The sequence below is a fragment of the Variovorax rhizosphaerae genome (genome assembly GCF_037889975.1).
Lineage (GTDB): Bacteria > Pseudomonadota > Gammaproteobacteria > Burkholderiales > Burkholderiaceae_C > Variovorax > Variovorax rhizosphaerae.
This window is the reverse complement of sequence record NZ_JBBKZT010000011.1, coordinates 261326-284561: the sequence shown is the minus strand read 5'-3', so window position 1 is coordinate 284561 and position 23236 is coordinate 261326. Positions and strand designations below refer to the sequence as shown.

Genomic DNA, 23236 nt, shown 5'->3' with positions numbered 1-23236 from the left:
CAGCTCCGAGTACGCAGAACTCCTGGAAAATATTGGCTCCGCGGTCCGTTTACCTGTTCTAGTCCGCGAAGAACACGACTTGGCCCATCATCCGTGGGCGATCCAAGCCATGGCCATGACGCGGGCCTACCTTGCGATGGCGGCTGCGTCGGCGCGGCGGCCACCCTGAACTTCAGTTGCCGACCCCAACATGAAAACGGCGTGCCGAAGACACGCCATTCTTGTTTGGCCGGCAGATGCTGAAGCCGGCCAGGTCGTCCCACTCGCTCAATTGCTCGGACCGTTGTAGGGGTAATAGTTGTTGCGGGACCGCTCGTTGTAATTGCGCTGGTCCGCATTGCGGCCCACCTCGTTGCCGATCAGGCCGCCAATCGCCGCGCCGCCGACCGTTGCCGCGGTGTTGTGGCCGATGGCTTGGCCAATCAACGCGCCACCCACCGCGCCACCTGCCACGCCGAGTTGCTGGTTGGGGCCAGTCCCCGCGCAGCCAACCAAGGTCATTGCTGATGTGGCTGCAGCGGCCACGATCCAGAGACGTGCTTTCATGATGTCCACCTTTTCATCTTGAATGATGGAACCATTGTGGGAAGGCGCTGCGAACGCGGTGTAGGAGTCAGTCCCGGCTGCCTGCGCGACACTGCGCGGGCCTTTTGCGCGCACAAAGCCCACCCATATGCCGGCGTTCGTTGGCTCTACAACTGACGGCTGCGAGCCACCGGGGGATTCTGCGCAAAGTAGCGCTGGATGCCGCGCATCAACGCATCCGCCAGGTTCTCCTGGTAGCTCACGCGGCGCAGATTGGCTTCTTCTTCAGGATTGCTGATGAACGCGGTCTCGACCAGCACGCTCGGAATGTCAGGCGCCTTCAACACCGCAAAGCTCGCCTGTTCCACCTGGCCCTTGTGCAGGCGGCCCACGTTCCGGATCTCGCCGAGCATGGCACCGCCAAGCTTCAGGCTGTCGTTGATCTGGGCCGTCGTGCTCATGTCGAGCAGGGCGCGTTGAACCTGCGCCTCGTGGCCGCCGACATTGATGCCGCCGACCTTGTCAGCCTCGTTCTCCTTGTTGGCCAGCCAGCGTGCCGCGCTGCTCGAAGCGCCGCCCTGGCTCAGCGCAAACACGCTCGCACCGCGTGCGGCGGGCGTGGTGAAGGCATCGGCATGGATGCTCACGAACAGGTCGGCCTGCACCCGGCGCGCCTTCTGCACGCGCACGCCCAGTGGCACGAAGAAGTCGGCGTCGCGCGTCAGGAAGGCGCGCATCGGATTGCCGTTCACGCTGCCCGCATTGATGCGGTCGCGCAGCTTGAAGGCGACCTGCAGCACGATGTCTTTCTCGCGGGTGCCGGCCGGTCCGGTGGCACCAGGGTCTTCGCCGCCATGGCCAGGGTCGAGCGCGACGATGATGAGCCGATCGGTGCGGCTGGCGGTGGCGACACTGGGACTGGCCGGTGCGGCGGCGGGCGGCGGCTTGACCGGGGCGACGCCCACGACCGCGGGCAAAGTCGGCGGTGCCACGAGCGACGGCGAGCCACTGCGACCTGCGTCTTGCGCTGGCGCCGGCCGCATCGATTGCTGGGCCATCAGGTCGCCCAGGGCGTCGCCAGTGGGTTGTGCGGCGCGGGTGGGGTTCTGTGGCTCGCCAGCGCGCGGCAACTCGCGCGGGGAAATGCCGGCCACCGTGGTGTCTGCATTGCCCTTGGCGGTGGAGGCAGGCGCATCGCGCAGACGCTCGGCGATGAGCGCCTCCATCGGATCGACGGCCTGCTGCGGATACAGGTCGAGCACCATCCGGTTCTGGTAGGCGGCCACCGGTGCGAGCGAGAACACTTGCGGAATCACCGGCTGCTTCAGGTCGAACACGATGCGCACCACGTTCGGCGAGTTCTGGCCGACGCGCAAGCCGTTGATGTACGGATCACCTGGCTTGATCTTGCCGACCAGTTCGCGCAGCGCGGGGTTCAGTTCGATACCTTCGATGTCGAGCGCCAGGCGCGGCGGGTTGCCGACCACGAGTTGCTGTGTTTGCAGGCGCCCGTCGGATTCGATGGTGACGCGGGTGTAGTCCGCCGCAGGCCAGACGCGCACGGCGACGATGGTTGCGCCGTGCGCGATTTCTTGGACACCGAGCAACAACACCAGGCTGCCGGCCTTCAAGAGGTTGCGGCGACTCGCGTGCATGGCGCTCGTCGCGTGTTGCCTGGACCGGCCTTGCTCAGCGCTCATCGCTGCCCCCGCACTCGGCACTTCGTGTCCTCGCCCCCAAAGGGGTGCGAGCTTGCTTGGGGCGGCCCTGCGCTGAATCCAGGAGCCCCCACGCTCGGCACTTCGTATCCTCGCTGCCCCCCAAGGGGGCGCGAGCTCGATTGGGACCGCCCTGCGCTGAGCTCATTCAACAAAGCCGGCCAGCAATTGCCGGCCGCGGGCGGTGTTCGCGCGAAGGTGCACGCTACGGGATTGGTCGGTCATTGCTTCGATTTTAATAGCAAGGTCTGCAAGCGGAATGCGGCCTGCGGCGTTTTCTGGCCATTCGGCGAGTTTGAGGCCCGGCCCCGCGAAAATGTCGCGGAAGCCGGCGTCTTCCCATTCCTGGGGGTCACTGAAACGGTAGAAGTCGAAGTGAAAGATCGCAAGGCCGTCGGGCGCCTCGTGCGGTTCGACCACGGCGTAGGTGGGGCTCTTGATGCGACCGGTGATGCCGAGCGCGCGAAGGAGATGCCGCACGAAAGTGGTCTTGCCGGCGCCGAGGTCGCCATGCAACTCGACAAACGCATCGCGTAGCGCCGGCTTGTGCGCCAAGGTCTGTGCAAAGGCCGCGGTGTCCTCTTCGGTGTGCCAGACGCGCACGGCGTCTCGCGTTTCTACAATCGGCAGGTGATCGGCAGCCATCCACTCGTGATTCGTATTCAGGCGCTGGCCCGGGAACTCGGATTCTCCCAAATCGGCGTGGCGGGCATCGACTTGTCCAGCGCCGAGCCCGGTCTGATGGCCTGGCTGGCCGAAGGCTTCCACGGCGACATGCACTACATGGCGGCCCACGGTGCGCGTCGCGCGCGACCGGCCGAGTTGGTGCCGGGCACGGTGAGCGTGATCACCGCGCGCATGAACTACCTCCCGCGCGACACGCCCGATGATTGGCAGGCCATCGAGTTCGATCGGCTCACGCGGCCGGGCGAGGCCATCGTGTCGCTCTACGCACGAGGGCGCGACTATCACAAGGTGCTGCGTTCGCGCCTGCAAAAGCTGGCCGATCAAATCGCACTGGAAGTCGGGCCGTTCGGGCACCGCGTCTTCACCGATTCGGCGCCAGTGCTGGAGGCCGAACTGGCTGCGCGCAGCGGCCAGGGTTGGCGTGGCAAGCACACGCTGGTGCTGGACCGCGAGGCGGGCTCGATGTTCTTTCTGGGCGAGATCTATGTCGACATGGCGCTGCCTGCGAGCGAACCCGTGACGCCGCATTGCGGAAGCTGCACGGCCTGCATCGACATCTGCCCGACGCAGGCGATCCTGAGCGCACATCGGCTCGATGCGCGGCGCTGCATCTCCTACCTCACCATCGAGCATGCCGGATCGATCCCGATCGAACTGAGGCCCTTGATCGGCAACCGCATCTACGGCTGCGATGACTGCCAGTTGATCTGCCCCTGGAACAAGTTCGCACGCCGCAGCGCGTTGCCGGACTTCGATCCGAGGGAGGGTTTGACGGGGCGGCATCTGGCGGAGTTGAGTGCGTGGACCGAGGACGAGTTCCTTCGAATGACGGAGGGCAGCCCGATTCGTCGCATCGGGCATGAGCGATGGTTGCGCAACCTGGCCGTGGGGCTCGGCAACGCTCTACGCATAACGCCGTCGGACGGGCGATTGGTTGACGCGCTGAGGGCGCGGCTTGCGCATCCGTCTGCGCTGGTGCGCGAGCATGTCGAATGGGCGCTCGAACAGTCTGCCTACCTCAGCACGCCCAGCGCGAACGGCAGGCTCAATACGCCCAGCGTCGTCGACAGCGTCACCAGTCCCGCCACGAACGGCCCGTTGTAGCCCATGCGTGCCGCGAGCACGTAGGCACTGGAGGCCGTGGGCACGGCGGAGAAGGCCATCAGCACGCTGGTTTGGGTCGGCTCCAGGTGCAGCAGGCGCGACAGGCCGAAAGCCATCAGCGGCAGGATCAGGTGCCGGATCGAAAGCACGCACGTCGCCAGCACCTTGGCGCGGGCCAGCGTGGCGAACTGCATGCCCGCACCCGCGGCCATCAGGCCCAGTGCGAGCGAGGCGGCGCCGATGCGCGAGAGCGTGGGCTCCAGCCATGGCGGGACCCTGAAGCCGAGCACGTTGGCCAGCAGGCCGGTCGCGGTCGCGATGATCAGCGGGTTGCGTATCAACTGACGCAAGAAGCCCGTTTGCGCATGACGGGCCATCGGCCACACCGCGGCCACGTTCAACAACGGAACGCACACGCCGATCAACACCGCGATGAGCAAAAGACCTTGTGGCCCCGCGAGTCGATCGGCCAGTGCGAGGCAGATGAAGGAATTGAAGCGGAACGAAACCTGCGCGCTGGCCGCGTGGTCGGCGCGATCGATGTAGCGGCCCAGCCAGGGAAGGTAGGGCAGGGCATACGACAACCCCACGCCGCACAGACTCATCGCTACGCCGGCCCCGAGCATGCTCGACGTCGCCGCGAAGTCGAACGGGCTTCGCACGATCGAATGGAACAGCAGCACCGGAAACAGGAAGTAGTAGACGAGGCTTTCGACCTGGTCCCACACGCGGCGGTCGAGTGCGGTGAAGCGGCACAAGAGCCAGCCGCAGGCGATCAGCGAGAAGTCGGGGAAGAGCAGTTGCGCATGGTTCACGGGGGCTGTCTCGCAGGATTGCAGCGCGTCTAATGGCGCACGGCCGAGCATAAGCGGCGGTTGCTCGGGGTATTTCAGGTCGCTTCCTGACAGGCATGCCGCTAGCATGCGGCGCATGCTTTCAAATTTGCACTGGAGAGGTTTGATATGTTGAATCGTCGTCAATGGGGCGCAGGCGCCGCCGCACTTGTTGCTTTCACAGGCCAGGCGTGGGCCCAGGGCTATCCCAACAAGCCGATCGAATTGAGCGTGCCCTTCGCGCCCGGTGGCACCACCGACATCGTGGCCCGGGTCATCTCCGAGCCCCTGGCCAAGGCGCTGGGGCAGCCGGTGATCGTGATCAATCGGCCGGGCGGCGGCGGCATCGTCGGGGCAGCGGAGACCGCGCGGGCCGCGCCGGATGGCTACAAGCTCGGCGTGGCCACGGTGTCGAGCACGGCGGCCAACCCGGCCATCAATCCGAAGACGCCCTATGACCCGATCACCGATTTCACGCCCATCACCAACATCGCCGCCACGCCCAACATCATCGCGGTGAACCCGAGCTTCCCGGCGAAGAACTACGCCGAGTTCGTCGAAGTGCTGAAGAAGAGCCCCGGCAAGTATTCGTATGCCTCGTCCGGCACCGGCGGCATCGGCCACCTGCTGATGGAGCTTTACAAGAGCCTGACCGGCACCTTCGTCACGCACATTCCCTACCGCGGCGCAGGCCCGGCGCTGAACGACGTGGTGGCCGGCCAGGTGATGATCATGTTCGACAACATCCCTTCGGCGATGCCCTTCATCAAGTCGGGCCGGCTGGTGCCTATCGTGGTGTCCGCGCCGCAGCGGCTGAAGGAATTGCCCAACGTGCCGACCTTCAAGGAAGTCGGGCTGGAGCCGGTCAATCGCATGGCCTACTACGGCATCCTCGGACCGAAGAACCTGCCCAAGGAAATCGTCGACAAGATCGCCGACGGCGTGAAGAAGTCGGTGGAAGATCCAGCGGTCAGGAAGCGCATCGAGGACACCGGTTCGCTGATCGTGGCCAACACGCCTGAGCAGTTCGCGGCGCAGATCAAGGCGGAATTCGCGGTCTACAAGGACGTGGTGAAGAAGCAGAAGCTCACCTTGGACTGAGCACGGCGCTGTCTGCCGGAAGCCGCCTGCGGGCGGCTTTTTCAATTTGGGTATGGTTGCGCCCATGACCGCCGTCGCGACCCCTTCCCAAAGCTCCGCCATCACGGATTTCGTCGATGCGCTGTGGCTGGAGCACGGCCTGGCGAACAACACGCTGGAGGCCTACCGCCGCGACCTCGAACTGTTCGAGCGCTGGCTGGCGGAGCGCAACGTTGCGCTGGATGCGACGCAGGAGCATGACATCCAGGCCTACATGGGAGCCAAGCTTGCCGAGAAGGGCAAGGGAAAGGACAAGGAAACGGGCAAGGCGTCCTCTGCCAATCGGAGGCTCACCGTGTTCAAGCGCTACTTCCGATGGGCATTGCGGGAGCGTCGCATCACCGCCGATCCGACCCTGCGCCTGAGCCCCGCGCGGCAGTCGCTGCGGGTGCCCAAGACACTGACCGAGCAACACGTGGAAGACCTGCTCGCCGCGCCGGAGGTTGACACGCCGCTCGGGCTGCGCGATCGCGCGATGCTCGAACTGATGTACGCGAGTGGGCTGCGCGTGAGCGAACTGGTCACGCTCAAGGTGCTGAACATGAGCCTCAACGATGGCGTGCTGCGCGTCGTCGGCAAGGGCAGCAAGGAGCGGCTTGTGCCCTTCGGCGGCGAGGCGCGGCGATGGATCGAGCGCTATCTCAAGGAGGCGCGCCCCGACATTCTCGATGGCCAGCAAACCGACGATCTGTTCGTCACCGCGCGTGGCTCGGGCATGACGCGCGTGATGTTCTGGATCATCGTGAAGAAGCACGCGCTGCGTGCCGGCATCCACGTGCCGCTGTCGCCGCACACCTTGCGCCACGCATTCGCCACGCACCTGCTCAACCATGGCGCCGACCTGCGCGCGGTGCAACTGTTGCTGGGCCATGCCGACATCTCGACGACGACGATCTACACCCACGTCGCGCGCGAGCGCTTGAAGCAGTTGCACGCGCAGCACCATCCGCGCGGCTGAGTCAAGCCCATCCCCGTAGCGCCTGCGGCGCCGGGCCGTTGCCGGAGCCAACCGTTGGGCGACCCGCGGGCTGGTGACAGGTGAGTACAGATTCCAGTCCGTGACTTCGTACGAGACGGCGAGTCGCGGCGATCGCTCTTGCGGGGCGTCCAAGCCTGCACGGCGTGCTCGAAACTGCAGTCCTCAGTGCCTCAAGGGGGTTACACCCAGCGGCCAAGCAAAGCCGGTTTCGAAGGCGCTCCGAACAGGCTTCGCTATGCTTGCAGGGTTTGATTCGCGGGTAGTTGCAACTCAGCGGGGAACTGCTGCGGGAGGGGCTTTCATGATGGACCTGAAATTGTCCCGCCGTGACTTCGCGGCAACATCGCTGGCGGCGTCAGCGCTCTGGAGTGCGCGTGCCCGTGCCCAGGCCACTCCCAAGCTCCTTCGCATCGTCGTGGCCTATCCGGCGGGCGGTGTCAGCGACAACGTGGCGCGCGCGCTGGGCGAGAAGCTCGCGGCGCAGCTTGGCACGACGGTGGTCATCGAGAACAAGTCCGGCGCCAGCGGCAGCATCGGCATGGATGCGGTGGCCAGGTCGGCACCCAACGGCGCCACGTTGTGCTTTGCCGCAGTGAGTCCCCTGGTGTTGAATCCGCACCTTGCGAAATCGCCCTTCGATCCGCTGAAGGACATCGTGCCGGTGGCGAGCGTGATGTATTCGCCGGTGCTGCTGCTGGCCACGCCTGCGGAATCGGCCAGCGACTTCAAGGCACTCCTCGCCGAGGCGAAAGCCAGGCCCGGCGCCATTCGCTGGGCCACCTCCGGCCTGGGATCGCTGGGCCACATCGTGCTGGCGCAGTTGCGTGCGAACGCAGGCATCGACGTCACGCACATTCCGTACAAGGGTGGTGGCCAGCAAATGACCGACGCATTGAGCGGGCAGTTCGAGATCCTGTCGACCAATGCCGGTCCGACGCTCACGGCGCACATCCAGAGTGGCAAGATGCGGCCGCTCGCCGTGGGCGCGCCGGCCCGGCTCGAGAGCTTGCCCGCCGTGCCGACACTGGGTGAACTCGGATTCGAGACAGCGAACCTCTCGTCGCTGTTCGGCGTGTTCGCGCCAGCCCGTACGCCGAGCGTGCTGGTCGATCGCTACAACGCCGAGATCAACAAGGCGCTGGAAAGCCCCGAGTTGCGCAGCAAGCTTCTGGCGACGGACAACGTGCCGACGACCCGCAGCGCGGGCGACTTCGCGAAGGCCATCGCGTCCGAGTACGAAAGCAACGGCCGCATCATCAAGGCGTCGAACATCAAGGCGGAATAGGCGGCATCATGGGCGCTCCAACCATCCCACCGGAGCAAGCCAATGGCCGACAAGACGCTGTACCTCGACGATCTGAAGGTCGGCGATCGTTTCGCGAGCGAAGGGCATGAGATCGACGCGGAGCAGATCAAGGCCTTTGCCAAGCTGTTCGACCCGCAGCTTTTCCACACCGACGAAGAGGCCGCGAAGAACAGCTTCTTCGGCGGCCTGGCGGCCAGCGGATGGCACACCGCCGCGATCACCATGCGCCTGCTCGTGACCAGCGGCCTGCCGCTGGCCGACGGCATCATCGGCGCGGGCGGTCAACTCAGCTGGCCCCATCCCACGCGGCCAGGCGATGTGCTACGTGTCGAAACGGAGGTGATGGAGATCGTGCCATCGCGCTCCAGGCCCGACCGCGGCATGGTGACGATGCGTTGCGAGACGCGCAACCAGCGGGGCGAGGTGCTGCAGCACTTCCTGCCGAAGCTGGTGGTGATGCGTCGGCCCCAGGGTGGCGCTCGGGTCGATTGAAGGCGTGATCGGGATCGGGCGGCCGAACGCAGAAGTCGCGAAAGTTTCGCAAAAGTCGCAAGAGAAAACCAAAGAAGTCTTCTGCTTTTTCCTTGTCTTCTTTTGCGTCCTTCGCGGAACCTTTGCGTCCTCTGCGTCCGGCTGTCCGCTCCCGTATTCCCGGCGACTTGAACTGGCTCAGTCGGCTCTCGACAGCGCGCCCAGTTCCTCGTCGGTGAACCCGGCGCGCGAGCGGGCATCGAGGTTGAAGGGCGGTCGCAGCCGCGGCGCTTCATGGCGGCGATACAGCACGCGGTAGTGCGCGATCGGGTCCAGCCCGTCGCGCTCGCACAGCCAGCGATACCAGCGGTTGCCGATGGCCACGTGGCCGATCTCGTCACGCAGGATGATGTCGAGGATGGCGCTGGCCGCCACGGCATCGGGCGTGCCGATGCGCGCCAGCTTGGCCTGGATCAGTGGCGTCGCGTCGAGGCCGCGTGCCTCCAGTGTGCGAGGCACCAGCGCCATGCGCGCCGTCACGTCGTCCTTCGTTTTCTCGCACATGGTCCACAGGCCGTCGTGCGCAGGGAAGTCGCCGTACTGCCATCCCATGCCGCGCAGGTGCACGTGTAGCAGCGTGAAGTGCTGCGCCTCTTCGTCGGCGACGCGCCACCAGTCGCGGTAGTACGCCTCGGGCATGCCGCCGAAGCGCCAGACCGCATCGAGCGCGAGGTTGATGGCGTTGAACTCGATGTGGCAGATGGAGTGGATCAGTGCCGCGCGGCCCTCATCCGTGAAAGGCGAGCGTTGCGGCACGGCGGTGGCCGTCACCCGGACCGGACGCGCCGGCCGCCCTGGCACGCCGCTCTCGTCGACCACGCCGCGCAGTTCATCGGACGCGATCGGATGCACAGCCGCCAGCGCCGCCGCCGCGCGCGCCGCAGCCACTTTTTGTTCGGGATCCTCGATGCGCAGCGCGGCGAGGGCGCTCAGGCGATGGTGCATCCCTACAATTCTAGTTTTTGCCCCCTGGAGACCCTGACGATGGCGATTTATGAACTCGATGGCGTGGCGCCGCAACTTGGCGAGGGCGCATGGGTCGCCGATTCCGCGCAGGTGATCGGCGACGTCAAGCTCGCGGACAACGCCAGCGTCTGGTTCGGCGCCGTGGTTCGCGGCGACACCGCGACACTGTCCATCGGCCGCAACTCGAATGTGCAGGACCTGTCGGTGCTGCATGCCGACCTCGGTTGTCCGCTGAACATCGGCGAGAACGTCACCGTCGGCCACCAGGTGATGCTGCATGGCTGCACGATCGGCGACAACTCGCTGATCGGCATCCAGTCGGTCATCTTGAATAACGCGAAGATCGGCCGCAATTGCATCGTCGGCGCCGGCAGCGTGGTGACCGAGGGCAAGGAATTCCCGGACAACTCGCTGATCATCGGCTCGCCTGCCAAGGCGGTCCGCACGCTCGACGATGCGGCCGCCGCCAAGCTCCGGCAAAGCGCCGAGCACTATGTCCACAACGGCCATCGCTTCGCGAAGGGCCTCAAGAAAATCGCCTGACCAAGGCGATCGAAGGGAATGTTTTTGAGCGAGCTCCACAAGTTCTTGTTTGACGGAATGCCCGTGCGCGGGATGATCGTGCGCCTCACGCAGCCCTGGACCGAAATCCTGGCGCGGCGCGCATCGAATACCGCCACTGGCGCCTATCCGCCTCCGGTCGTGGAGTTACTTGGCGAGATGACGGCCGCGGCCACGCTGATCCAGGCCAACATCAAGTTCAACGGCGCGCTGATCCTGCAGGTCTTTGGCGACGGCCCGGTGAAGATCGCCGTGGCCGAGGTGCAGGCCGACCTGAGCCTGCGCTCCACCGCCAAGGTGATGGGCGACATTTCGGACAATGCGCACCTGTCGGAGATGGTCAACGTGCACGGCAAGGGCCGTTGCGCGATCACGCTGGACCCCAAGGACAAGGTGCCCGGGCAGCAGCCTTACCAGGGCGTGGTGCCGCTGGTGGACGACCACAACAACAAGTTCGACAAGCTCAGCGACGTGCTCCAGCACTACATGCTCAAGAGCGAGCAGCTCGACACCACGCTGGTGCTGGCAGCCGATGAGAATGTGGCAGCCGGCTTGCTGATCCAGCGCCTGCCGGTGAAGGGCGAGGCCAACCTGCTGCGCAGCGGCATCGCCGAAGCGCACCAGGACCAAATCGGCCTCAACGAGGACTACAACCGCATCTCGATCCTGGCCTCGAGCCTGACGCGCGACGAACTGCTGACGCTCGACGTCGACACGATCCTGCATCGGCTGTTCTGGGAAGAGAAGGTGCTGCGCTTCGAGCCGCAGGCCGGCTTGCTCGGGCCGCACTTCGCATGCACCTGCAGCCGCGATCGCGTGGCCGGGATGATCCGCGGGCTGGGCATCGTGGAGGCGGAAGAGATCCTGGCCGAGCGCGGCGACATCGAGGTGGGCTGCGACTTCTGCGGCAAGCAATACCGCTTCGATGCGGTTGATGCGGCGCAGATCTTCAAGTCGCGGGGCGACCAGCCGCCGGGGACGGCGGTCGTTCAGTAGGGCGGCGCTGAGCCCCTCCTGCGCAGACTGCCGCGTCCTCGGGCACGTTCCTTCACCGCGGACAAGCTCAGCGGTCCGCTATGACCGTCCTGCAACGAGGTCACTGAACAGCCGGTGCTCGCAGGAAGGATCGGAGCATTTATCGCAAGGCCATTGCCACCCGGATGCGGCGCCGCGTCGCACCGGGGCTCCGGTAGGGCGCTCGCGTGAAGCCACCGCATTGATCGCGTTCCACGCACTGGTCAGTCGTTGCGCGCCGGTGCCGTGCACGACCGCGTAGCCAATGCCAGCACCGGCCAATGCGCTGCGTAGTCGCCCATCGAAAGGCTCGCGTACGTGCGGCCCTTCGCGCTGCAAGCCATCGTCGATCCAGGGCAGGTCGAGCGCGGTCAGCAGCGTGATCGTGTAGCGGCATTGCACGGCTACTGCGCCGGGGTAGAGCGAGGTGTCGGCGAACACTGTGTCGCTGTAGACGGCCACCGACAGCGCGGTGGTATCGGCCACTGCCACACCGTTGCGTGCGGCCTCGTTGATGCGGCGCGTCTGTTCGTCCGCAATGGCCTGCTGTTCTTCACGCCGAGGTGCGCGGCCTTCCCGCACGCACCATTCACGCAAGTATTCCGGAACCCATGTGCTCGCAACACCGCGCTGCTGCAGCCGCAATGCAAGCGCCTGCGCGAGTTCGGTCTTGCCGGTGCTCTCCGCGCCCACCAGCGCGATCACGCTGCCGGCCGGAAGCGAGGGGGTCATGTCAGCGCGTGATCTGGACGAAGACTTCGTTCGGCTTCACCATGCCGAGCTCCTGCCGTGCGCGCTCCTCGACCATCTCGAGCCCTTCGCGCAGGTCGCGCACCTCGGCCGTGAGCCGGTCGTTGATGACGACCGCCTTGGCGTTGGCCGCCTTCTGGGTCGCCAGCTTGTCCTCGAGCTGGGCCACGCTGCGCACGCTGCCGCGGCCGTTCCATAACTGCCATTGCAGGAACACCAGCAGCAGCACAAGCACGATGGGAACGACGACGCGGGAGCGCATGGGGCGGTTTCAGCGAAGGTTGTAGAACGCCGAACGGCCAGGGTAGGTGGCGACGTCGCCGAGGTCTTCTTCAATCCGCAGCAACTGGTTGTACTTGGCGATGCGGTCCGAGCGCGACAGCGAGCCGGTCTTGATCTGGCCGGCGTTGGTGCCCACCGCGATGTCGGCGATGGTCGAGTCCTCGGTTTCGCCAGAGCGGTGCGAGATCACGGCGGTGTAGCCCGCGCGCTTGGCCATCTCGATGGCGGCGAAGGTTTCGGTCAGCGTGCCGATCTGGTTGATCTTGATGAGGATCGAGTTGGCGATGCCCTTGTCGATGCCTTCGCGGAGGATCTTCGTGTTGGTCACGAACAGGTCGTCGCCCACCAATTGCACGCGCTTGCCCAGGCGTTCGGTCAGGTGCTTCCAGCCGTCCCAGTCGCCTTCATGCATGCCGTCCTCGATGCTGATGATCGGGTACTTGTCGACCCAGGTCGCAAGCATGTCGGTCCAGCCTTCGGCCGTCAGCGTGAGGTTCTCGCCCGACAGCACGTACTTGCCGTCCTTGTAGAACTCGCTGGCGGCGCAGTCCAGGCCCAGCGCAATCTGTTCGCCGGCCACATAGCCGGCCTTGTCGATCGCTTCCAGGATCAGCTGGATCGCTGCTTCATGGCTCTCGACGCTGGGCGCGAATCCGCCTTCGTCGCCCACCGCCGTGCTGATGCCGCGGTCGTGCAGGATCTTCTTCAGCGCATGGAATGTCTCAGCGCCATAGCGCACGGCCTCGCGGAAGCTCTTTGCGCCCACGGGGATGATCATGAATTCCTGCAGGTCCAGGCTGTTGTTGGCATGCGCGCCGCCGTTGATGACGTTCATCATCGGCACGGGCAATTCCATGCCGCCCATGCCGCCGAAGTAGCGATACAGCGGCAGGCCCGACTCCTCGGCCGCGGCACGCGCCACGGCCATCGACACGGCCAGCGTGGCGTTCGCGCCCAGGCGGGCCTTGTTATCGGTGCCGTCCAGATCGTTCAGCGTGCGGTCCAGGAAGGCCTGCTCGCTGGCGTCGAGGCCGAGCACGGCTTCGGAAATTTCGGTGTTGATGTTCTCGACGGCCTTCAGCACGCCCTTGCCGAGGTAGCGGCTCTTGTCGCCGTCGCGCAGCTCGATCGCTTCGCGCGAACCGGTCGATGCGCCGGACGGCACTGCTGCGCGGCCCATGGTGCCGCTTTCCAGCAGCACGTCGCATTCGACGGTGGGGTTGCCTCGGCTGTCGAGAATCTCGCGGCCAACGATGTCAACGATTGCACTCATTGTTTACCCTTTGTTTGAGAACTTGATTCTTACAGACCTTCGACGGCAATCATGTTCATGATCGCTGCGCCGGCACGCGCCTCGCGCGCCTTGCGGTATTCAGGTGAGTCGTGAAAGGCCTTGGCTTGCTCGAAGCTCGGAAACTTCAGCACGATCACGCGCGTGGGCGACCAGTCGCCTTCGAGCTTGTGGACCTCGCCGCCACGCACGCAGACCTCGACGCCATGCGCCTGCATGGCGATGGTCGACCACTTCTTGTATTCCTCGTACTGCGTCGGGTTGGTGACTTCGACGTAGGCGATGACGTAACCAGAACTCATGCTGTCTCCGGGTTCAGGCTTGGAACCTGTCTTCCAGGTAGCCATTCTTCTTGGTGATCGCATCGAGCGCGAGGAGCGTCTCGAGCAGTGCCTTCATGTGCTTGAGCGGCACGGCGTTGGGGCCGTCGCTCATGGCCTTGGCCGGGTCGGGGTGCGTTTCCATGAACACACCTGCCACGCCCACGGCGAGTGCCGCCCGCGCCAGCACCGGCACCATCTCGCGCTGGCCGCCGGAACTCGTGCCCTGGCCGCCCGGAAGCTGCACCGAGTGCGTCGCATCGAACACTACCGGTGCACCGGTCTCACGCATGATCGAGAGCGAGCGCATGTCCGAGACCAGGTTGTTGTAGCCGAAGCTCGCGCCGCGTTCGCAGGCCAGGAAGTTGTCTTCTTCCAACCCCTTTTCCTTGGCAGCCGCACGCGCCTTGTCGATCACGTTCTTCATGTCGTGCGGCGCGAGGAACTGGCCCTTCTTGATGTTGACCGGCTTGCCCGACTGCGCCACGGCGCGGATGAAGTCGGTCTGGCGGCACAGGAAGGCGGGCGTCTGCAGCACGTCGACCACCTTGGCGGCCTCGGTGATGTCTTCTTCCGTGTGCACGTCGGTCAGGACCGGCACGCCCAGTTCACGCTTCACCTTGGCCAGGATCTCCAGCCCCTTCTCGCGGCCCGGGCCCCGAAAGGTCGTGCCCGACGAGCGGTTCGCCTTGTCGAAACTGCTCTTGAAGATGAACGGGATGCCGAGGCTGGACGTGATCTCCTTCAGCGTGCCGGCGGTGTCCATCTGCAGCTGATCGGATTCGATCACGCAGGGACCTGCAATCAGGAAGAAGGGCCTGTCCAAGCCGATATCGAATCCACAAAGCTTCATGCGACCCCCACGCTAGCCACTTGGCGCGATCCCGCGCCGCTCATGCTGCCACCACCTTCATGATCGGCTTGCTGCCTTCGCCTTGCGCCTGGTGCGCGAGCGCGGCCTTGATGAACGCGTTGAACAGCGGGTGGCCGCCCCACGGCGTCGACTTGAACTCGGGGTGGAACTGCACGCCCATGTACCAGGGGTGGGTTTCCTTCGGCAGTTCGACGATCTCGGTCAGGTGCTCGCGTTGCGTCAGCGCAGAGATCACCAGGCCGGCATCGCGCAGCTGGTCCAGGTAGTTGACGTTGGCTTCGTAGCGATGGCGATGGCGCTCGGTGACCACGTCGCCGTAGATGCTGTGGGCCAGGGTGCCCGGCGCCACGTCGGAGCTTTGGGCGCCCAGGCGCATGGTGCCGCCGAGGTCGGACTTCTCGGTGCGGGTCTTGACGGTGCCGTCGTTGTCCTTCCACTCGGTGATCAGCGCGATCACGGGGCAGGGTGTGTGGGGATCGAATTCGGTGCTGTTGGCATTCTTGAGGCCTGCGACGTTGCGCGCGTATTCGATGGTCGCGACCTGCATGCCGAGGCAGATGCCAAGGTAAGGCACGCCGGATTCACGTGCGAACCTGGCCGCCGAGATCTTGCCCTCCACGCCGCGCTGGCCGAAGCCGCCCGGAACCAGCACCGCGTCGTATTTTCCGAGGCGCGACACGTCCTGCGGCGTGATGGTTTCCGAGTCGATGTACTCGATCTTCACCTTGGCATGGTTCTTCATGCCGGCGTGGCGCAGCGCTTCGTTCAGCGACTTGTAGCTGTCCGACAGTTCGACGTACTTGCCGACCATCGCGATGGTGACTTCGTTCTGCGGATGCTCGACCTCGTAGACCAGGTCGTCCCAGCGCTTGAGCTTGGCCGGCGGCGTGTTGATGCGCAGCTTGTCGCAGATCAGGCCGTCCAGTCCCTGCTCGTGCAGCATGCGCGGCACCTTGTAGATCGTGTCCACGTCCCACATCGAGATCACGCCCCATTCGGGCACGTTCGAGAACAGCGAGATCTTGCTGCGCTCGTCGTCCGGGATCGGGCGGTCGGCGCGGCAGAGCAGGGCATCAGCCTGGATGCCGATGGCGCGCAGTTCCTTGGCGGTGTGCTGCGTCGGCTTGGTCTTGAGTTCGCCGGCCGCGGCGATCCACGGCACATACGAAAGATGGACGAAGGCCGAGTTGTTCGGCCCCATGCGCAGGCTCATCTGGCGCACCGCTTCGAGGAAGGGCAGCGACTCGATGTCACCGACCGTGCCGCCGATTTCCACGATGGCCACGTCGACCTCGTGCGAGGTGCCGATGCCGGCGCCGCGCTTGACGTATTCCTGGATCTCGTTGGTGATGTGCGGGATCACCTGCACCGTCTTGCCGAGGTAGTCGCCGCGGCGCTCCTTCTCGAGCACGGTCTTGTAGATCTGGCCGGTGGTGAAGTTGTTGGCGCGCCGCATGCGCGTGTTGATGAAGCGCTCGTAGTGGCCGAGGTCGAGGTCGGTCTCGGCGCCGTCATCGGTGACGAACACCTCGCCGTGCTGGAACGGCGACATCGTGCCGGGATCGACATTGATGTACGGATCAAGCTTGATGAGGGTGACTTGGAGGCCGCGCGATTCGAGGAGCGCGGCGAGCGAGGCGGAGGCGATTCCCTTGCCGAGGGAAGACACCACACCGCCGGTGACGAAGACAAATTTGGTCATGCCATTACCGGACGCGAAGGTCCGGGCAGTGGGAAATTGAGATTGTAATTGACTCGCCCCCAGGCTCCGCGTCTCTTCGAATCGCTGCCCCAAACCCCCTGCTGGGGGCAACACCAGCGGCCCGGCAAAGGCGGTTCCGCGGTGTTTCTGCAATGGCGCCTTCCGCGGCACAGCCTGCGAGGCGCGTCGCAGCGCACACGTCATTACACTTCCGCGCATATGCAAGATCTCGCTGGCAAACACATCGTCCTGGGCCTCACTGGCGGCATTGCCTGCTACAAGTCGGCGGAGCTATGCCGATTGCTGATCAAGTCAGGCGCAACCGTGCAGGTGGTGATGACCGAGGCGGCGGAACAGTTCATCACGCCGGTCACGATGCAGGCGCTCTCCGGTCGCCCGGTCTATGGCTCGCAATGGGACACGCGCGAGCCCAACAACATGCCGCACATCAACTTGAGCCGCGAGGCCGACGCGATCCTGCTGGCCCCTTGCAGCGCCGATTTCATCGCGCGCCTGGTGCAGGGGCGGGCCGATGAATTGCTGAGCCTGCTGTGCCTGGCGCGCCCGCGTGACAGTGTGCCGCTGCTTCTGGCGCCGGCGATGAATCGGGAAATGTGGTCGCACCCCGCCACGCAGCGCAACCTGGCGCAGGTGCAGGCCGATGGCGCGATCGCGCTCGGCGTGGGAACGGGCGACCAAGCCTGTGGCGAGACCGGCGACGGCCGCATGCTGGAGCCGATCCAGTTGCTCGAGGACGTCATCGCCTTCTTCCAGCCGAAGGTGCTGGCCGGTCAACGCGTGCTGGTCACGGCGGGGCCGACCTTCGAGGCGCTCGATCCCATCCGCGGCATTACCAACCATTCGTCCGGCAAGATGGGCTTTGCCATCGCGCGGGCGGCGCGAGAGGCCGGCGCCGAGGTCACGCTGATCGCCGGACCGGTCAACCAGCAGACACCGCGCGGCGTGCGGCGCGTCGACGTGCTGTCCGCGCAAGACATGCTCGAGAGCACGGTCAGCAACGCGCAGGACGCGACGATCTTCATCGCCACGGCCGCCGTCGCCGACTGGCGCCCGGCCTCGCACAGCGACCAGAAGATCAAGAAGGACGGCAGCGGCCTGCCGCCGGTGCTGCACTTCGTCGAGAACCCGGACATCCTGGCCACCGTGTCCAAGAGTCCGCGCGCACAGGGTGGCGCGCTGTTCTGCGTCGGCTTTGCGGCCGAGAGCGAGAACCTCGTGGCCCATGCCAGTGCCAAGCGCGAGCGCAAGGGCATTCCGCTGCTGGTGGGCAATATCGGCCCGCTGACTTTCGGGCAGGACCACAACAGCCTGTTGCTGGTCGATGCGAACGGCGTGCGCGAGCTGCCGCGGGCCACCAAGCTGGCGCTGGCGCGTCAACTGGTGGCTGAAATCGCCGCGCGCCTGCCTGAACGGAGACCGCCATGAACCCGCAATGGAACACGCCACCCAACGGTGATTTCGCGCGCCTGGTCGAACGGTTGGCAGCTGAGGCAGCCAAGCCCAAGCGACCCCCGGCCGAGAACGAGCATGTGCTCGATGTCGGCATGACGCCGTCGGATGCGCCGCGAGCCGGCGCCTCCCATCGGCTGCCGGCCACCATTCCGTCGCCGGGCGCGGTTCCGTCGCCCACGGCAGACCAGATCAGGTTGACGGTGGCCAAGGGACTGGCCATCGCCTGGCTGGTACTACTGCTCGCGCTGATGGCCGTGGGCGCTCCGGTGCCGGTGCTGACCCTGGTGTTCGTCGGCGGGCTCTGGGCGGCGCACAGCCTGCGTCGCCGGTTCCTGCCTCCGGGCGTGGCCAACTGGCGCGAATGGCTCGAACAAGTTGCAAGACAACAAACGGAAAGACGCAGCAAGTGAAAGTGGACGTACGAATTCTCGATGCGCGCATGGCGGATCAACTCCCCGCCTACGCAACCCCCGGCAGCGCCGGGCTGGACCTGCGCGCATGCCTCGATGCACCGGTCACGCTGGAGCCCAACGGCTGGCAGCTGATCGGCACCGGCATCTCGATCCACCTGGCCGATCCGGGCTATGCGGCGCTGATCCTGCCGCGGTCGGGCTTGGGCCACAAGCACGGCATCGTGCTGGGCAACCTGGTCGGCCTGATCGACAGCGACTACCAGGGCGAGCTCAAGGTGAGCGCCTGGAACCGCAGCAATACCTCTTTCGTATTGCAACCGATGGAGCGGTTGGCGCAACTCATGATCGTGCCGGTGGTGCAGGCGCAATTCAACGTGGTGAGCGAGTTCGAGCGATCGGACCGCGGCGAGGGTGGCTACGGGTCGACCGGGAAGCACTGAACCTGGAATTGGCCGTGGACCGCACTCAACCACGCGTTCGAATTCGAATTGCATCTGGTGCGTAAAGCGCGGAACCGTGGAATAACGGTGCGCTCCTACGAATACTCGTCATCCGAACGCGCAGGGGTGCGTTGGATGTCCGTGTATCTCAGTGCCAGTCGAGTCTCGGTCTCTTGGAATAGTCGATCATGAAAAAGCTTCCGCGTATGGTTTCCCTTGCCGCATCGGTGCTGGCGGTTGCCACGCTCTCGGCCTGTGTGGCGCCCGCGCCCTACACGACCAACCGCTACCGCTACCAGCCGCAGGTGGCTTATCCGGCGCAACCGGCGCCGTACACCGAATACGGCCGCATCGCCAACATCGAGGTGCTGCGCACTGAGCGCCCCGGCACCGGTACGGGGGGCGGCGGCGCTGTGGCAGGAGGCCTGATCGGAGGCGCGGTCGGCAACCAGTTCGGCCACGGGAGCGGCCGGGCCGCGGCGACCGCCCTGGGCCTGATCGGTGGCGCGTTGCTGGGCAACAGCATCGAGGCGCAGAACAACGGACCGCGCGTGTATGAGAGCTATCGCGTTTCGATCCAGACAGAGAACGGCGGTTATCGCGCGTTCGATGTGCCCAATCCTGGCGATCTGCGCATCGGTGATCGCGTGCGCATCGACAGCGGACGGATCTCCCGCTTCTGAGTCAGACCGCCTGAAGCTCAGTGCAGCAAGTCGTTGCCCGGTGCCATCGATGGCACCTTGAAGAAGCCGGTGCCCGCAGTGCCGCGGCCAATCTCTTCCTCGGTGGCTTCGCGCACGGAACGCACCGTGATGTCGAGCCGGATCGCGATGCCCGCCAGTGGATGGTTGCCATCCAGCACCAAGTGCTCGGGGTAGACCTCGCTCACCGTGTAGAGCACGTCGCGCGGCATGTCCGGGTTCACGCCTGCCGGTAGCGCGGCGCCGTCGAAGGTCATGCCTTCCTCGGTGCCTTCCGGGAACAGCGTGCGCGGCTCCAGGAACAGAAGCTGGTCGTTGAAGTCGCCGAAACCTTGCTCGGGTTCAAGCTGCAATTGCACCCTGGCGCCGGGTTCATGGCCCTGCAGCGCGGCCTCGATCGCGGCGAACAGGTCGTCGCCACCGACGAGAAATTCGACCGGCTCGTCGAGGACGTCCAAGACTTCGCCGAGTGTGTCTTTCAGCGTCCACGTCAGGCCGACCACGCATTGTTCAGAGATTTCCATCGCGATAATTCTCCCATGGAGATCAACATACCCCTCGCCCTGCTGGGCGGACTGAGCGCCGCGCAGTTCATGCGACGGCATTGGCAAAAGAAGCCGCTGTTGGTGCGGCAGGCGGTACCGGGCATGGTGCCGCCGATCTCCCGTGCCGCGTTGTTCGAACTGGCCGCGCGCGACGATGTCGAATCGCGACTCATCCGCCATGCGGACAAGGTCTGGACCCTGCGCCACGGACCCTTCGCGCGCCGGGCCATTCCGGCAGCGACGCAGGCCGCATGGACGCTGCTGGTGCAGGGTGTCGACACGCACCATGACGGGGTCCATGCACTGCTGCGGCAGTTCCGCTTTCTCCCCGATGCGCGGCTTGACGACCTGATGATCAGCTACGCCAGCGACCAGGGCGGCGTCGGGCCGCATTTCGACAGCTACGACGTGTTCCTCTTGCAAGCCTCGGGCCAGCGCCGCTGGTCGATCGGCCGGCAGCGCGACCTGGTGTTGCAGAAGAACGTGCCGCTCAAGATCCTCGAGCGCTTCGAGCCGGAGCAGACTTTCGTGCTGGATCCCGGCGACATGTTGTACCTGCCCCCGCGCTATGCGCACGACGGCGTGGCGGTCGGTGGCGACTGCATGACATGTTCGATCGGCCTGCGCACGCCTGCTGCCGACGAACTGGCCGCGGACCTGCTGGTGCGCATTGCCGAAGCCCAGGCGGATGAACTCGAAGACCCGGATCGAAGGGCGCCGCCGCGCTACCGCGACCCGCAGCAGCCCGCGGTCGAGCGGCCCGCCGAGATGCCGTCCGCGTTGCAGGCGTTCGCATTGGAGGCGGTGCTGGCCGGCCTGCGGCGAGATCCCGATGCGATCGATCGCGCGTTGGGCGAATCGATGACCGAGCCGAAGGCCAAGGTCTGGTTCGAAGCCAGCGAGGCCAACGACGTGACGCGCGGCGTTGCGCTCGACCGCCGCAGCCGGATGCTTTATGACGCGCGCCATCTCTACATCAACGGAGAAAGCTTTCGGGCCGCGGGCCGTGACGCGAGCTTGATGCGGCGCCTGGCCGATCGCCGCGCGCTCGAACCCGCGGACCTGACGCGAGCGAGCGACGACGCCCTGGCCTTGCTGGAGGATTGGCGCGAAGCAGGATGGCTGCATGCCGCCAACTGAGAGCCCCCAAGGCCGGGCTGTCCCCGGGCCGTCCGCTGCTGCGGCAGGGGATCGCGTCGAGACGGCAATGCCACGGCGACCCGAGCACAACGCGATGGCTGTGCTGCCCATCGGTCCGTTCGAGGGCCGCGAGGCTTTTCGCTCGCTTCTCAAGATGGCGATGGCAGAAGCCGCCCGACAGAACTGGCGCGAGATCGTCTTCAGCGACATCGACTTCGAAGATTGGCCGCTGGGCGAGCGTGCCAGCATCGAATCCTTGCAGGCCTGGGCCGCGGCAGGGCGCAGCCTGGTGATGGTGGCGGAACACTTCAAGGTCTTCGAACGCGAGCATGCCCGTTTTGTTCGCTGGCGCCAGATGTGGAGCCACATCACCGATTGCCGGGCCTGCGGGGGGCCGGGGCTGCCGACGGTCCCCAGCGCGATCTGGACGCCCTCCTGGTGCCTGCACCGTATCGACATCGACCATGCCCGGGGGATATGCACGGCGCAGCCGGAGCGGCGCCGTGCGGTGCGGGAAGCCATCGATGAAAGCCTGCGACATGGGCGACCGGCGTTCCCGGCATTTGCATTGGGTCTTTGACGTGAATGAATGCTTTGGTTTTCATTCGCCTGCCGCGCGGTGTCAGTCAATGCCGCGAATTGCTCCGGGCCGCAGCATCCCGTCAGGATGGAGTACTACAATTTTTGTCCTATCCCATCCAAAGGAGTCTTCATGAAAAAGACCGTCTTGCTCGCCTCATTGGCCGCTGTGACAGCACTGAGTGCGTGCGGCAAGAAGGAGGAACCGGCGCCGGCTGTCGTGACGCCGCCACCTGTGGTCGTGACACCGCCTGCCCCGCCGCCCGCACCAGCCCCTGCTGCGGAAGCGCCGGCTCCGGCTCCCGCCGCGCCTGCGGCCGATGCACCGGCAGCCGCGCCTCCTGCGGCAGCGCCAGCCGCGGAGGCCCCAGCGCCCGCGCCTGCAGCCGCCGAGGATCCGAACAAGCCCAAGGACGCCCCGAAGTAAGCCCCTCCAGCCCCGATCTGAACAAGCCATCCGCGAGGGTGGCTTTTTTGTGGGGTGAACGAACGGTGGCCTACACGTCGAGCCAGGGCGAACCGGTTGCAGCGTCGGCCGTGAGCATGTCCTGCTCGGCCGCGCCCAGGGCCTGGGCGAGTACCTGTCGCACGATGTCGGGGCGGTTGTTCTGTTCGCTGAGGTGAGCCGCCACAACATGCCGTAGCCCGGCATGCAACACGTTGCTTGCGATGTCCGCGGCAGCAGTGTTCGAGAGGTGTCCATAGTTGCCGCCCACGCGATGCTTCAGGAAGGCGGGATAGCTCGACTGCGCGAGCAGGTCGCTGTCATGGTTGCATTCGAGCAGCAGTGCGTCGAGCCCGGCCAGTTGGGCCAGTACGTAGGGCGTGACGTGGCCCAGGTCGGTCAGCACGCCGAAGCGGCGCGCACCATCGGTGCAGACCAACTGGAGCGGCTCGCGCGCGTCGTGTGGGACGGTGAAGGGGTGCAGCGAGAGGTCGCCGATGGTGATGTCAGCGCCGTCGCGGGCCAGATGCAGCATGCCTTCGAAGTCGCGCCCGCCGGTGGCGAGCCACGTGCCCTCGCTCATCCACACCGGGATTCGATGGCGGCGCGCCAGCATGTGCGCGCAGCCGATGTGGTCGCCATGCTCGTGTGTGACGAAGACTGCATCGAGTTGGCCGATGGTCCGCCCGGCGGTGGCCAAGCGCTTCTCCAGCTGCTTGAGCCCGAAGCCGCAATCCACCAGCAGTCGGGTGGTGCGGCCCGCGCTGGTCGCTTCCACCAACGTGGCGTTGCCGGTGCTGCCGCTACCGAGGCTGCGGAAGCGGAGCATCGAGCGCGACCGCCGCTGACCAGAGGCAGCGATGCCCATTCGTCGGCACCTGCGGAACCGGCTTTGCCGGGCCGGCGGGTTCGCCCCC

27 protein-coding genes are annotated in these 23236 nt (G+C 65.7%); 14 read left to right on the top strand and 13 right to left on the bottom strand.

The features are described 5' to 3' along the window. Positions 1-267: 267 nt before the first annotated feature. The 3 genes from WKW82_RS24005 to tsaE form a co-directional block, all read right to left on the bottom strand. Positions 268-546 (bottom strand): glycine zipper domain-containing protein, encoded by a 279-nt coding sequence (locus tag WKW82_RS24005; protein ID WP_340344848.1) that lies wholly within the window; start codon positions 544-546, stop codon positions 268-270. Positions 547-692: 146 nt separating this feature from the next. After that, the gene (locus tag WKW82_RS24000) at positions 693-2180 is read right to left on the bottom strand and encodes an N-acetylmuramoyl-L-alanine amidase (protein ID WP_340344847.1); all 1488 of its coding nucleotides are present in this window, start codon (positions 2178-2180) and stop codon (positions 693-695) included. Positions 2181-2387: 207 nt separating this feature from the next. Next, complete coding sequence (tsaE, locus tag WKW82_RS23995) at positions 2388-2888, bottom strand: tRNA (adenosine(37)-N6)-threonylcarbamoyltransferase complex ATPase subunit type 1 TsaE (RefSeq protein WP_340344846.1); 501 nt, start codon at positions 2886-2888, stop codon at positions 2388-2390. Here tsaE and queG point away from each other — a divergent pair. After that, a complete protein-coding gene (gene queG / locus WKW82_RS23990) occupies positions 2874-4034 on the top strand; it encodes a tRNA epoxyqueuosine(34) reductase QueG (RefSeq protein ID WP_340344845.1) in 1161 nt (386 codons plus the stop codon). The two genes, tsaE and queG, sit on opposite strands and share 15 nt — an antisense overlap. Here queG and WKW82_RS23985 read toward each other — a convergent pair. After that, positions 3944-4900: an AEC family transporter gene (locus WKW82_RS23985; protein WP_340344865.1), complete on the bottom strand. Its 957-nt coding sequence runs from the start codon at positions 4898-4900 to the stop codon at positions 3944-3946. The genes queG and WKW82_RS23985 overlap by 91 nt on opposite strands. A gap of 99 nt (positions 4901-4999) precedes the next feature. On the opposite strand from WKW82_RS23985, the gene WKW82_RS23980 reads away from it, so the two are divergent. From WKW82_RS23980 to WKW82_RS23965, 4 genes are all read left to right on the top strand, one after another. Next, positions 5000-5968 (top strand): tripartite tricarboxylate transporter substrate binding protein BugE, encoded by a 969-nt coding sequence (locus tag WKW82_RS23980; RefSeq protein WP_422823569.1) that lies wholly within the window; start codon positions 5000-5002, stop codon positions 5966-5968. A gap of 64 nt (positions 5969-6032) precedes the next feature. Then, a complete protein-coding gene (gene xerD / locus WKW82_RS23975; protein WP_340344843.1) occupies positions 6033-6965 on the top strand; it encodes a site-specific tyrosine recombinase XerD in 933 nt (310 codons plus the stop codon). Positions 6966-7290: 325 nt separating this feature from the next. Then, a complete protein-coding gene (locus WKW82_RS23970) occupies positions 7291-8271 on the top strand; it encodes a Bug family tripartite tricarboxylate transporter substrate binding protein (RefSeq protein ID WP_340344864.1) in 981 nt (326 codons plus the stop codon). 42 nt (positions 8272-8313) lie between these two features. Further along, complete coding sequence (locus WKW82_RS23965) at positions 8314-8784, top strand: MaoC family dehydratase (RefSeq protein ID WP_340344842.1); 471 nt, start codon at positions 8314-8316, stop codon at positions 8782-8784. Between the two features lie 177 nt (positions 8785-8961). Here WKW82_RS23965 and WKW82_RS23960 read toward each other — a convergent pair whose 3' ends face one another. Continuing rightward, on the bottom strand, positions 8962-9768 hold the full coding sequence (locus tag WKW82_RS23960; protein ID WP_340344841.1) for a ferritin-like domain-containing protein: 807 nt from the start codon (positions 9766-9768) through the stop codon (positions 8962-8964). Positions 9769-9807: 39 nt separating this feature from the next. Between WKW82_RS23960 and WKW82_RS23955 the strand changes: the two genes are divergently transcribed. After that, positions 9808-10332, top strand: coding sequence for a gamma carbonic anhydrase family protein (locus WKW82_RS23955; RefSeq protein WP_340344863.1), 525 nt, complete (start codon positions 9808-9810; stop codon positions 10330-10332). Positions 10333-10356: 24 nt separating this feature from the next. Continuing rightward, complete coding sequence (gene hslO / locus WKW82_RS23950) at positions 10357-11346, top strand: Hsp33 family molecular chaperone HslO (protein WP_340344840.1); 990 nt, start codon at positions 10357-10359, stop codon at positions 11344-11346. Positions 11347-11424: 78 nt separating this feature from the next. Here hslO and WKW82_RS23945 read toward each other — a convergent pair whose 3' ends face one another. Genes WKW82_RS23945 through WKW82_RS23920 form a run of 6 tightly spaced genes read right to left on the bottom strand, consistent with a single transcriptional unit; the run spans position 11425 to position 16583 of the window. Beyond that, the gene (locus tag WKW82_RS23945; protein ID WP_340344839.1) at positions 11425-12096 is read right to left on the bottom strand and encodes an AAA family ATPase; all 672 of its coding nucleotides are present in this window, start codon (positions 12094-12096) and stop codon (positions 11425-11427) included. 1 nt (position 12097) lies between these two features. Beyond that, positions 12098-12376, bottom strand: a complete 279-nt coding sequence (ftsB, locus tag WKW82_RS23940; RefSeq protein ID WP_340344838.1) for a cell division protein FtsB — start codon at positions 12374-12376, stop codon at positions 12098-12100. Between the two features lie 9 nt (positions 12377-12385). Continuing rightward, a complete protein-coding gene (eno, locus tag WKW82_RS23935; protein ID WP_340344837.1) occupies positions 12386-13669 on the bottom strand; it encodes a phosphopyruvate hydratase in 1284 nt (427 codons plus the stop codon). Positions 13670-13698: 29 nt separating this feature from the next. Beyond that, entirely contained in the window at positions 13699-13989 is a 291-nt protein-coding gene (locus tag WKW82_RS23930) for a DUF1330 domain-containing protein (protein ID WP_340344836.1), read from the bottom strand. A gap of 13 nt (positions 13990-14002) precedes the next feature. Beyond that, positions 14003-14860 (bottom strand): 3-deoxy-8-phosphooctulonate synthase, encoded by an 858-nt coding sequence (gene kdsA, locus WKW82_RS23925; protein ID WP_340344835.1) that lies wholly within the window; start codon positions 14858-14860, stop codon positions 14003-14005. A gap of 40 nt (positions 14861-14900) precedes the next feature. Continuing rightward, on the bottom strand, positions 14901-16583 hold the full coding sequence (locus tag WKW82_RS23920) for a CTP synthase (RefSeq protein ID WP_340344834.1): 1683 nt from the start codon (positions 16581-16583) through the stop codon (positions 14901-14903). 219 nt (positions 16584-16802) lie between these two features. Here WKW82_RS23920 and coaBC point away from each other — a divergent pair, with 219 nt between their 5' ends. The 4 genes from coaBC to WKW82_RS23900 all read left to right on the top strand — a co-directional run bounded on the left by coaBC (position 16803) and on the right by WKW82_RS23900 (position 19592). Beyond that, complete coding sequence (coaBC, locus tag WKW82_RS23915; protein ID WP_340344833.1) at positions 16803-18029, top strand: bifunctional phosphopantothenoylcysteine decarboxylase/phosphopantothenate--cysteine ligase CoaBC; 1227 nt, start codon at positions 16803-16805, stop codon at positions 18027-18029. Further along, positions 18026-18466: a hypothetical protein gene (locus tag WKW82_RS23910; RefSeq protein WP_340344832.1), complete on the top strand. Its 441-nt coding sequence runs from the start codon at positions 18026-18028 to the stop codon at positions 18464-18466. The genes coaBC and WKW82_RS23910 overlap by 4 nt, the downstream gene beginning before the upstream one ends. After that, entirely contained in the window at positions 18463-18909 is a 447-nt protein-coding gene (gene dut / locus WKW82_RS23905) for a dUTP diphosphatase (protein WP_340344831.1), read from the top strand. The genes WKW82_RS23910 and dut overlap by 4 nt, the downstream gene beginning before the upstream one ends. Before the next feature lie 188 nt (positions 18910-19097). Beyond that, positions 19098-19592, top strand: coding sequence for a hypothetical protein (locus WKW82_RS23900; RefSeq protein WP_340344830.1), 495 nt, complete (start codon positions 19098-19100; stop codon positions 19590-19592). Between the two features lie 17 nt (positions 19593-19609). Here the strand turns inward: WKW82_RS23900 and WKW82_RS23895 are convergent, their stop codons facing one another. Continuing rightward, on the bottom strand, positions 19610-20134 hold the full coding sequence (locus WKW82_RS23895) for an FKBP-type peptidyl-prolyl cis-trans isomerase (RefSeq protein WP_340344829.1): 525 nt from the start codon (positions 20132-20134) through the stop codon (positions 19610-19612). A gap of 15 nt (positions 20135-20149) precedes the next feature. On the opposite strand from WKW82_RS23895, the gene WKW82_RS23890 reads away from it, so the two are divergent. The 3 genes from WKW82_RS23890 to WKW82_RS23880 all read left to right on the top strand — a co-directional run bounded on the left by WKW82_RS23890 (position 20150) and on the right by WKW82_RS23880 (position 22301). Continuing rightward, the gene (locus WKW82_RS23890) at positions 20150-21295 is read left to right on the top strand and encodes a JmjC domain-containing protein (RefSeq protein WP_340344828.1); all 1146 of its coding nucleotides are present in this window, start codon (positions 20150-20152) and stop codon (positions 21293-21295) included. 67 nt (positions 21296-21362) lie between these two features. Beyond that, the gene (locus tag WKW82_RS23885) at positions 21363-21875 is read left to right on the top strand and encodes a hypothetical protein (RefSeq protein ID WP_340344827.1); all 513 of its coding nucleotides are present in this window, start codon (positions 21363-21365) and stop codon (positions 21873-21875) included. A 132-nt stretch (positions 21876-22007) separates the two neighbouring features. Further along, positions 22008-22301 (top strand): hypothetical protein, encoded by a 294-nt coding sequence (locus WKW82_RS23880; protein WP_340344826.1) that lies wholly within the window; start codon positions 22008-22010, stop codon positions 22299-22301. Between the two features lie 70 nt (positions 22302-22371). Here the strand turns inward: WKW82_RS23880 and WKW82_RS23875 are convergent, their stop codons facing one another. Then, positions 22372-23148, bottom strand: a complete 777-nt coding sequence (locus tag WKW82_RS23875) for an MBL fold metallo-hydrolase (protein ID WP_340344825.1) — start codon at positions 23146-23148, stop codon at positions 22372-22374. Positions 23149-23236: the final 88 nt, after the last annotated feature.

Excerpts from the sequence above, each read along its gene's own strand:
- WKW82_RS24000 (WP_340344847.1), bottom strand. The coding sequence starts at position 2,180 with ATGCACGCGAGTCGCCGCAACCTCTTGAAGGCCGGCAGCCTGGTGTTG.
- WKW82_RS23910 (WP_340344832.1), top strand. The coding sequence starts at position 18,026 with ATGAACCCGCAATGGAACACGCCACCCAACGGTGATTTCGCGCGCCTG.
- WKW82_RS23920 (WP_340344834.1), bottom strand. The coding sequence starts at position 16,583 with ATGACCAAATTTGTCTTCGTCACCGGCGGTGTGGTGTCTTCCCTCGGC.
- xerD (WP_340344843.1), top strand. The coding sequence starts at position 6,033 with ATGACCGCCGTCGCGACCCCTTCCCAAAGCTCCGCCATCACGGATTTC.
- WKW82_RS23970 (WP_340344864.1), top strand. The coding sequence starts at position 7,291 with ATGGACCTGAAATTGTCCCGCCGTGACTTCGCGGCAACATCGCTGGCG.
- coaBC (WP_340344833.1), top strand. The coding sequence starts at position 16,803 with ATGCAAGATCTCGCTGGCAAACACATCGTCCTGGGCCTCACTGGCGGC.
- WKW82_RS23875 (WP_340344825.1), bottom strand. The coding sequence starts at position 23,148 with ATGCTCCGCTTCCGCAGCCTCGGTAGCGGCAGCACCGGCAACGCCACG.
- WKW82_RS24005 (WP_340344848.1), bottom strand. The coding sequence starts at position 546 with ATGAAAGCACGTCTCTGGATCGTGGCCGCTGCAGCCACATCAGCAATG.
- eno (WP_340344837.1), bottom strand. The coding sequence starts at position 13,669 with ATGAGTGCAATCGTTGACATCGTTGGCCGCGAGATTCTCGACAGCCGA.
- WKW82_RS23895 (WP_340344829.1), bottom strand. The coding sequence starts at position 20,134 with ATGGAAATCTCTGAACAATGCGTGGTCGGCCTGACGTGGACGCTGAAA.
- ftsB (WP_340344838.1), bottom strand. The coding sequence starts at position 12,376 with ATGCGCTCCCGCGTCGTCGTTCCCATCGTGCTTGTGCTGCTGCTGGTG.
- kdsA (WP_340344835.1), bottom strand. The coding sequence starts at position 14,860 with ATGAAGCTTTGTGGATTCGATATCGGCTTGGACAGGCCCTTCTTCCTG.
- WKW82_RS23885 (WP_340344827.1), top strand. The coding sequence starts at position 21,363 with ATGCCACGGCGACCCGAGCACAACGCGATGGCTGTGCTGCCCATCGGT.
- WKW82_RS23900 (WP_340344830.1), top strand. The coding sequence starts at position 19,098 with ATGAAAAAGCTTCCGCGTATGGTTTCCCTTGCCGCATCGGTGCTGGCG.
- WKW82_RS23985 (WP_340344865.1), bottom strand. The coding sequence starts at position 4,900 with ATGCTCGGCCGTGCGCCATTAGACGCGCTGCAATCCTGCGAGACAGCC.
- WKW82_RS23960 (WP_340344841.1), bottom strand. The coding sequence starts at position 9,768 with ATGCACCATCGCCTGAGCGCCCTCGCCGCGCTGCGCATCGAGGATCCC.
- WKW82_RS23930 (WP_340344836.1), bottom strand. The coding sequence starts at position 13,989 with ATGAGTTCTGGTTACGTCATCGCCTACGTCGAAGTCACCAACCCGACG.
- WKW82_RS23965 (WP_340344842.1), top strand. The coding sequence starts at position 8,314 with ATGGCCGACAAGACGCTGTACCTCGACGATCTGAAGGTCGGCGATCGT.
- tsaE (WP_340344846.1), bottom strand. The coding sequence starts at position 2,888 with ATGGCTGCCGATCACCTGCCGATTGTAGAAACGCGAGACGCCGTGCGC.
- WKW82_RS23945 (WP_340344839.1), bottom strand. The coding sequence starts at position 12,096 with ATGACCCCCTCGCTTCCGGCCGGCAGCGTGATCGCGCTGGTGGGCGCG.
- WKW82_RS23890 (WP_340344828.1), top strand. The coding sequence starts at position 20,150 with ATGGAGATCAACATACCCCTCGCCCTGCTGGGCGGACTGAGCGCCGCG.
- WKW82_RS23880 (WP_340344826.1), top strand. The coding sequence starts at position 22,008 with ATGAAAAAGACCGTCTTGCTCGCCTCATTGGCCGCTGTGACAGCACTG.
- WKW82_RS23955 (WP_340344863.1), top strand. The coding sequence starts at position 9,808 with ATGGCGATTTATGAACTCGATGGCGTGGCGCCGCAACTTGGCGAGGGC.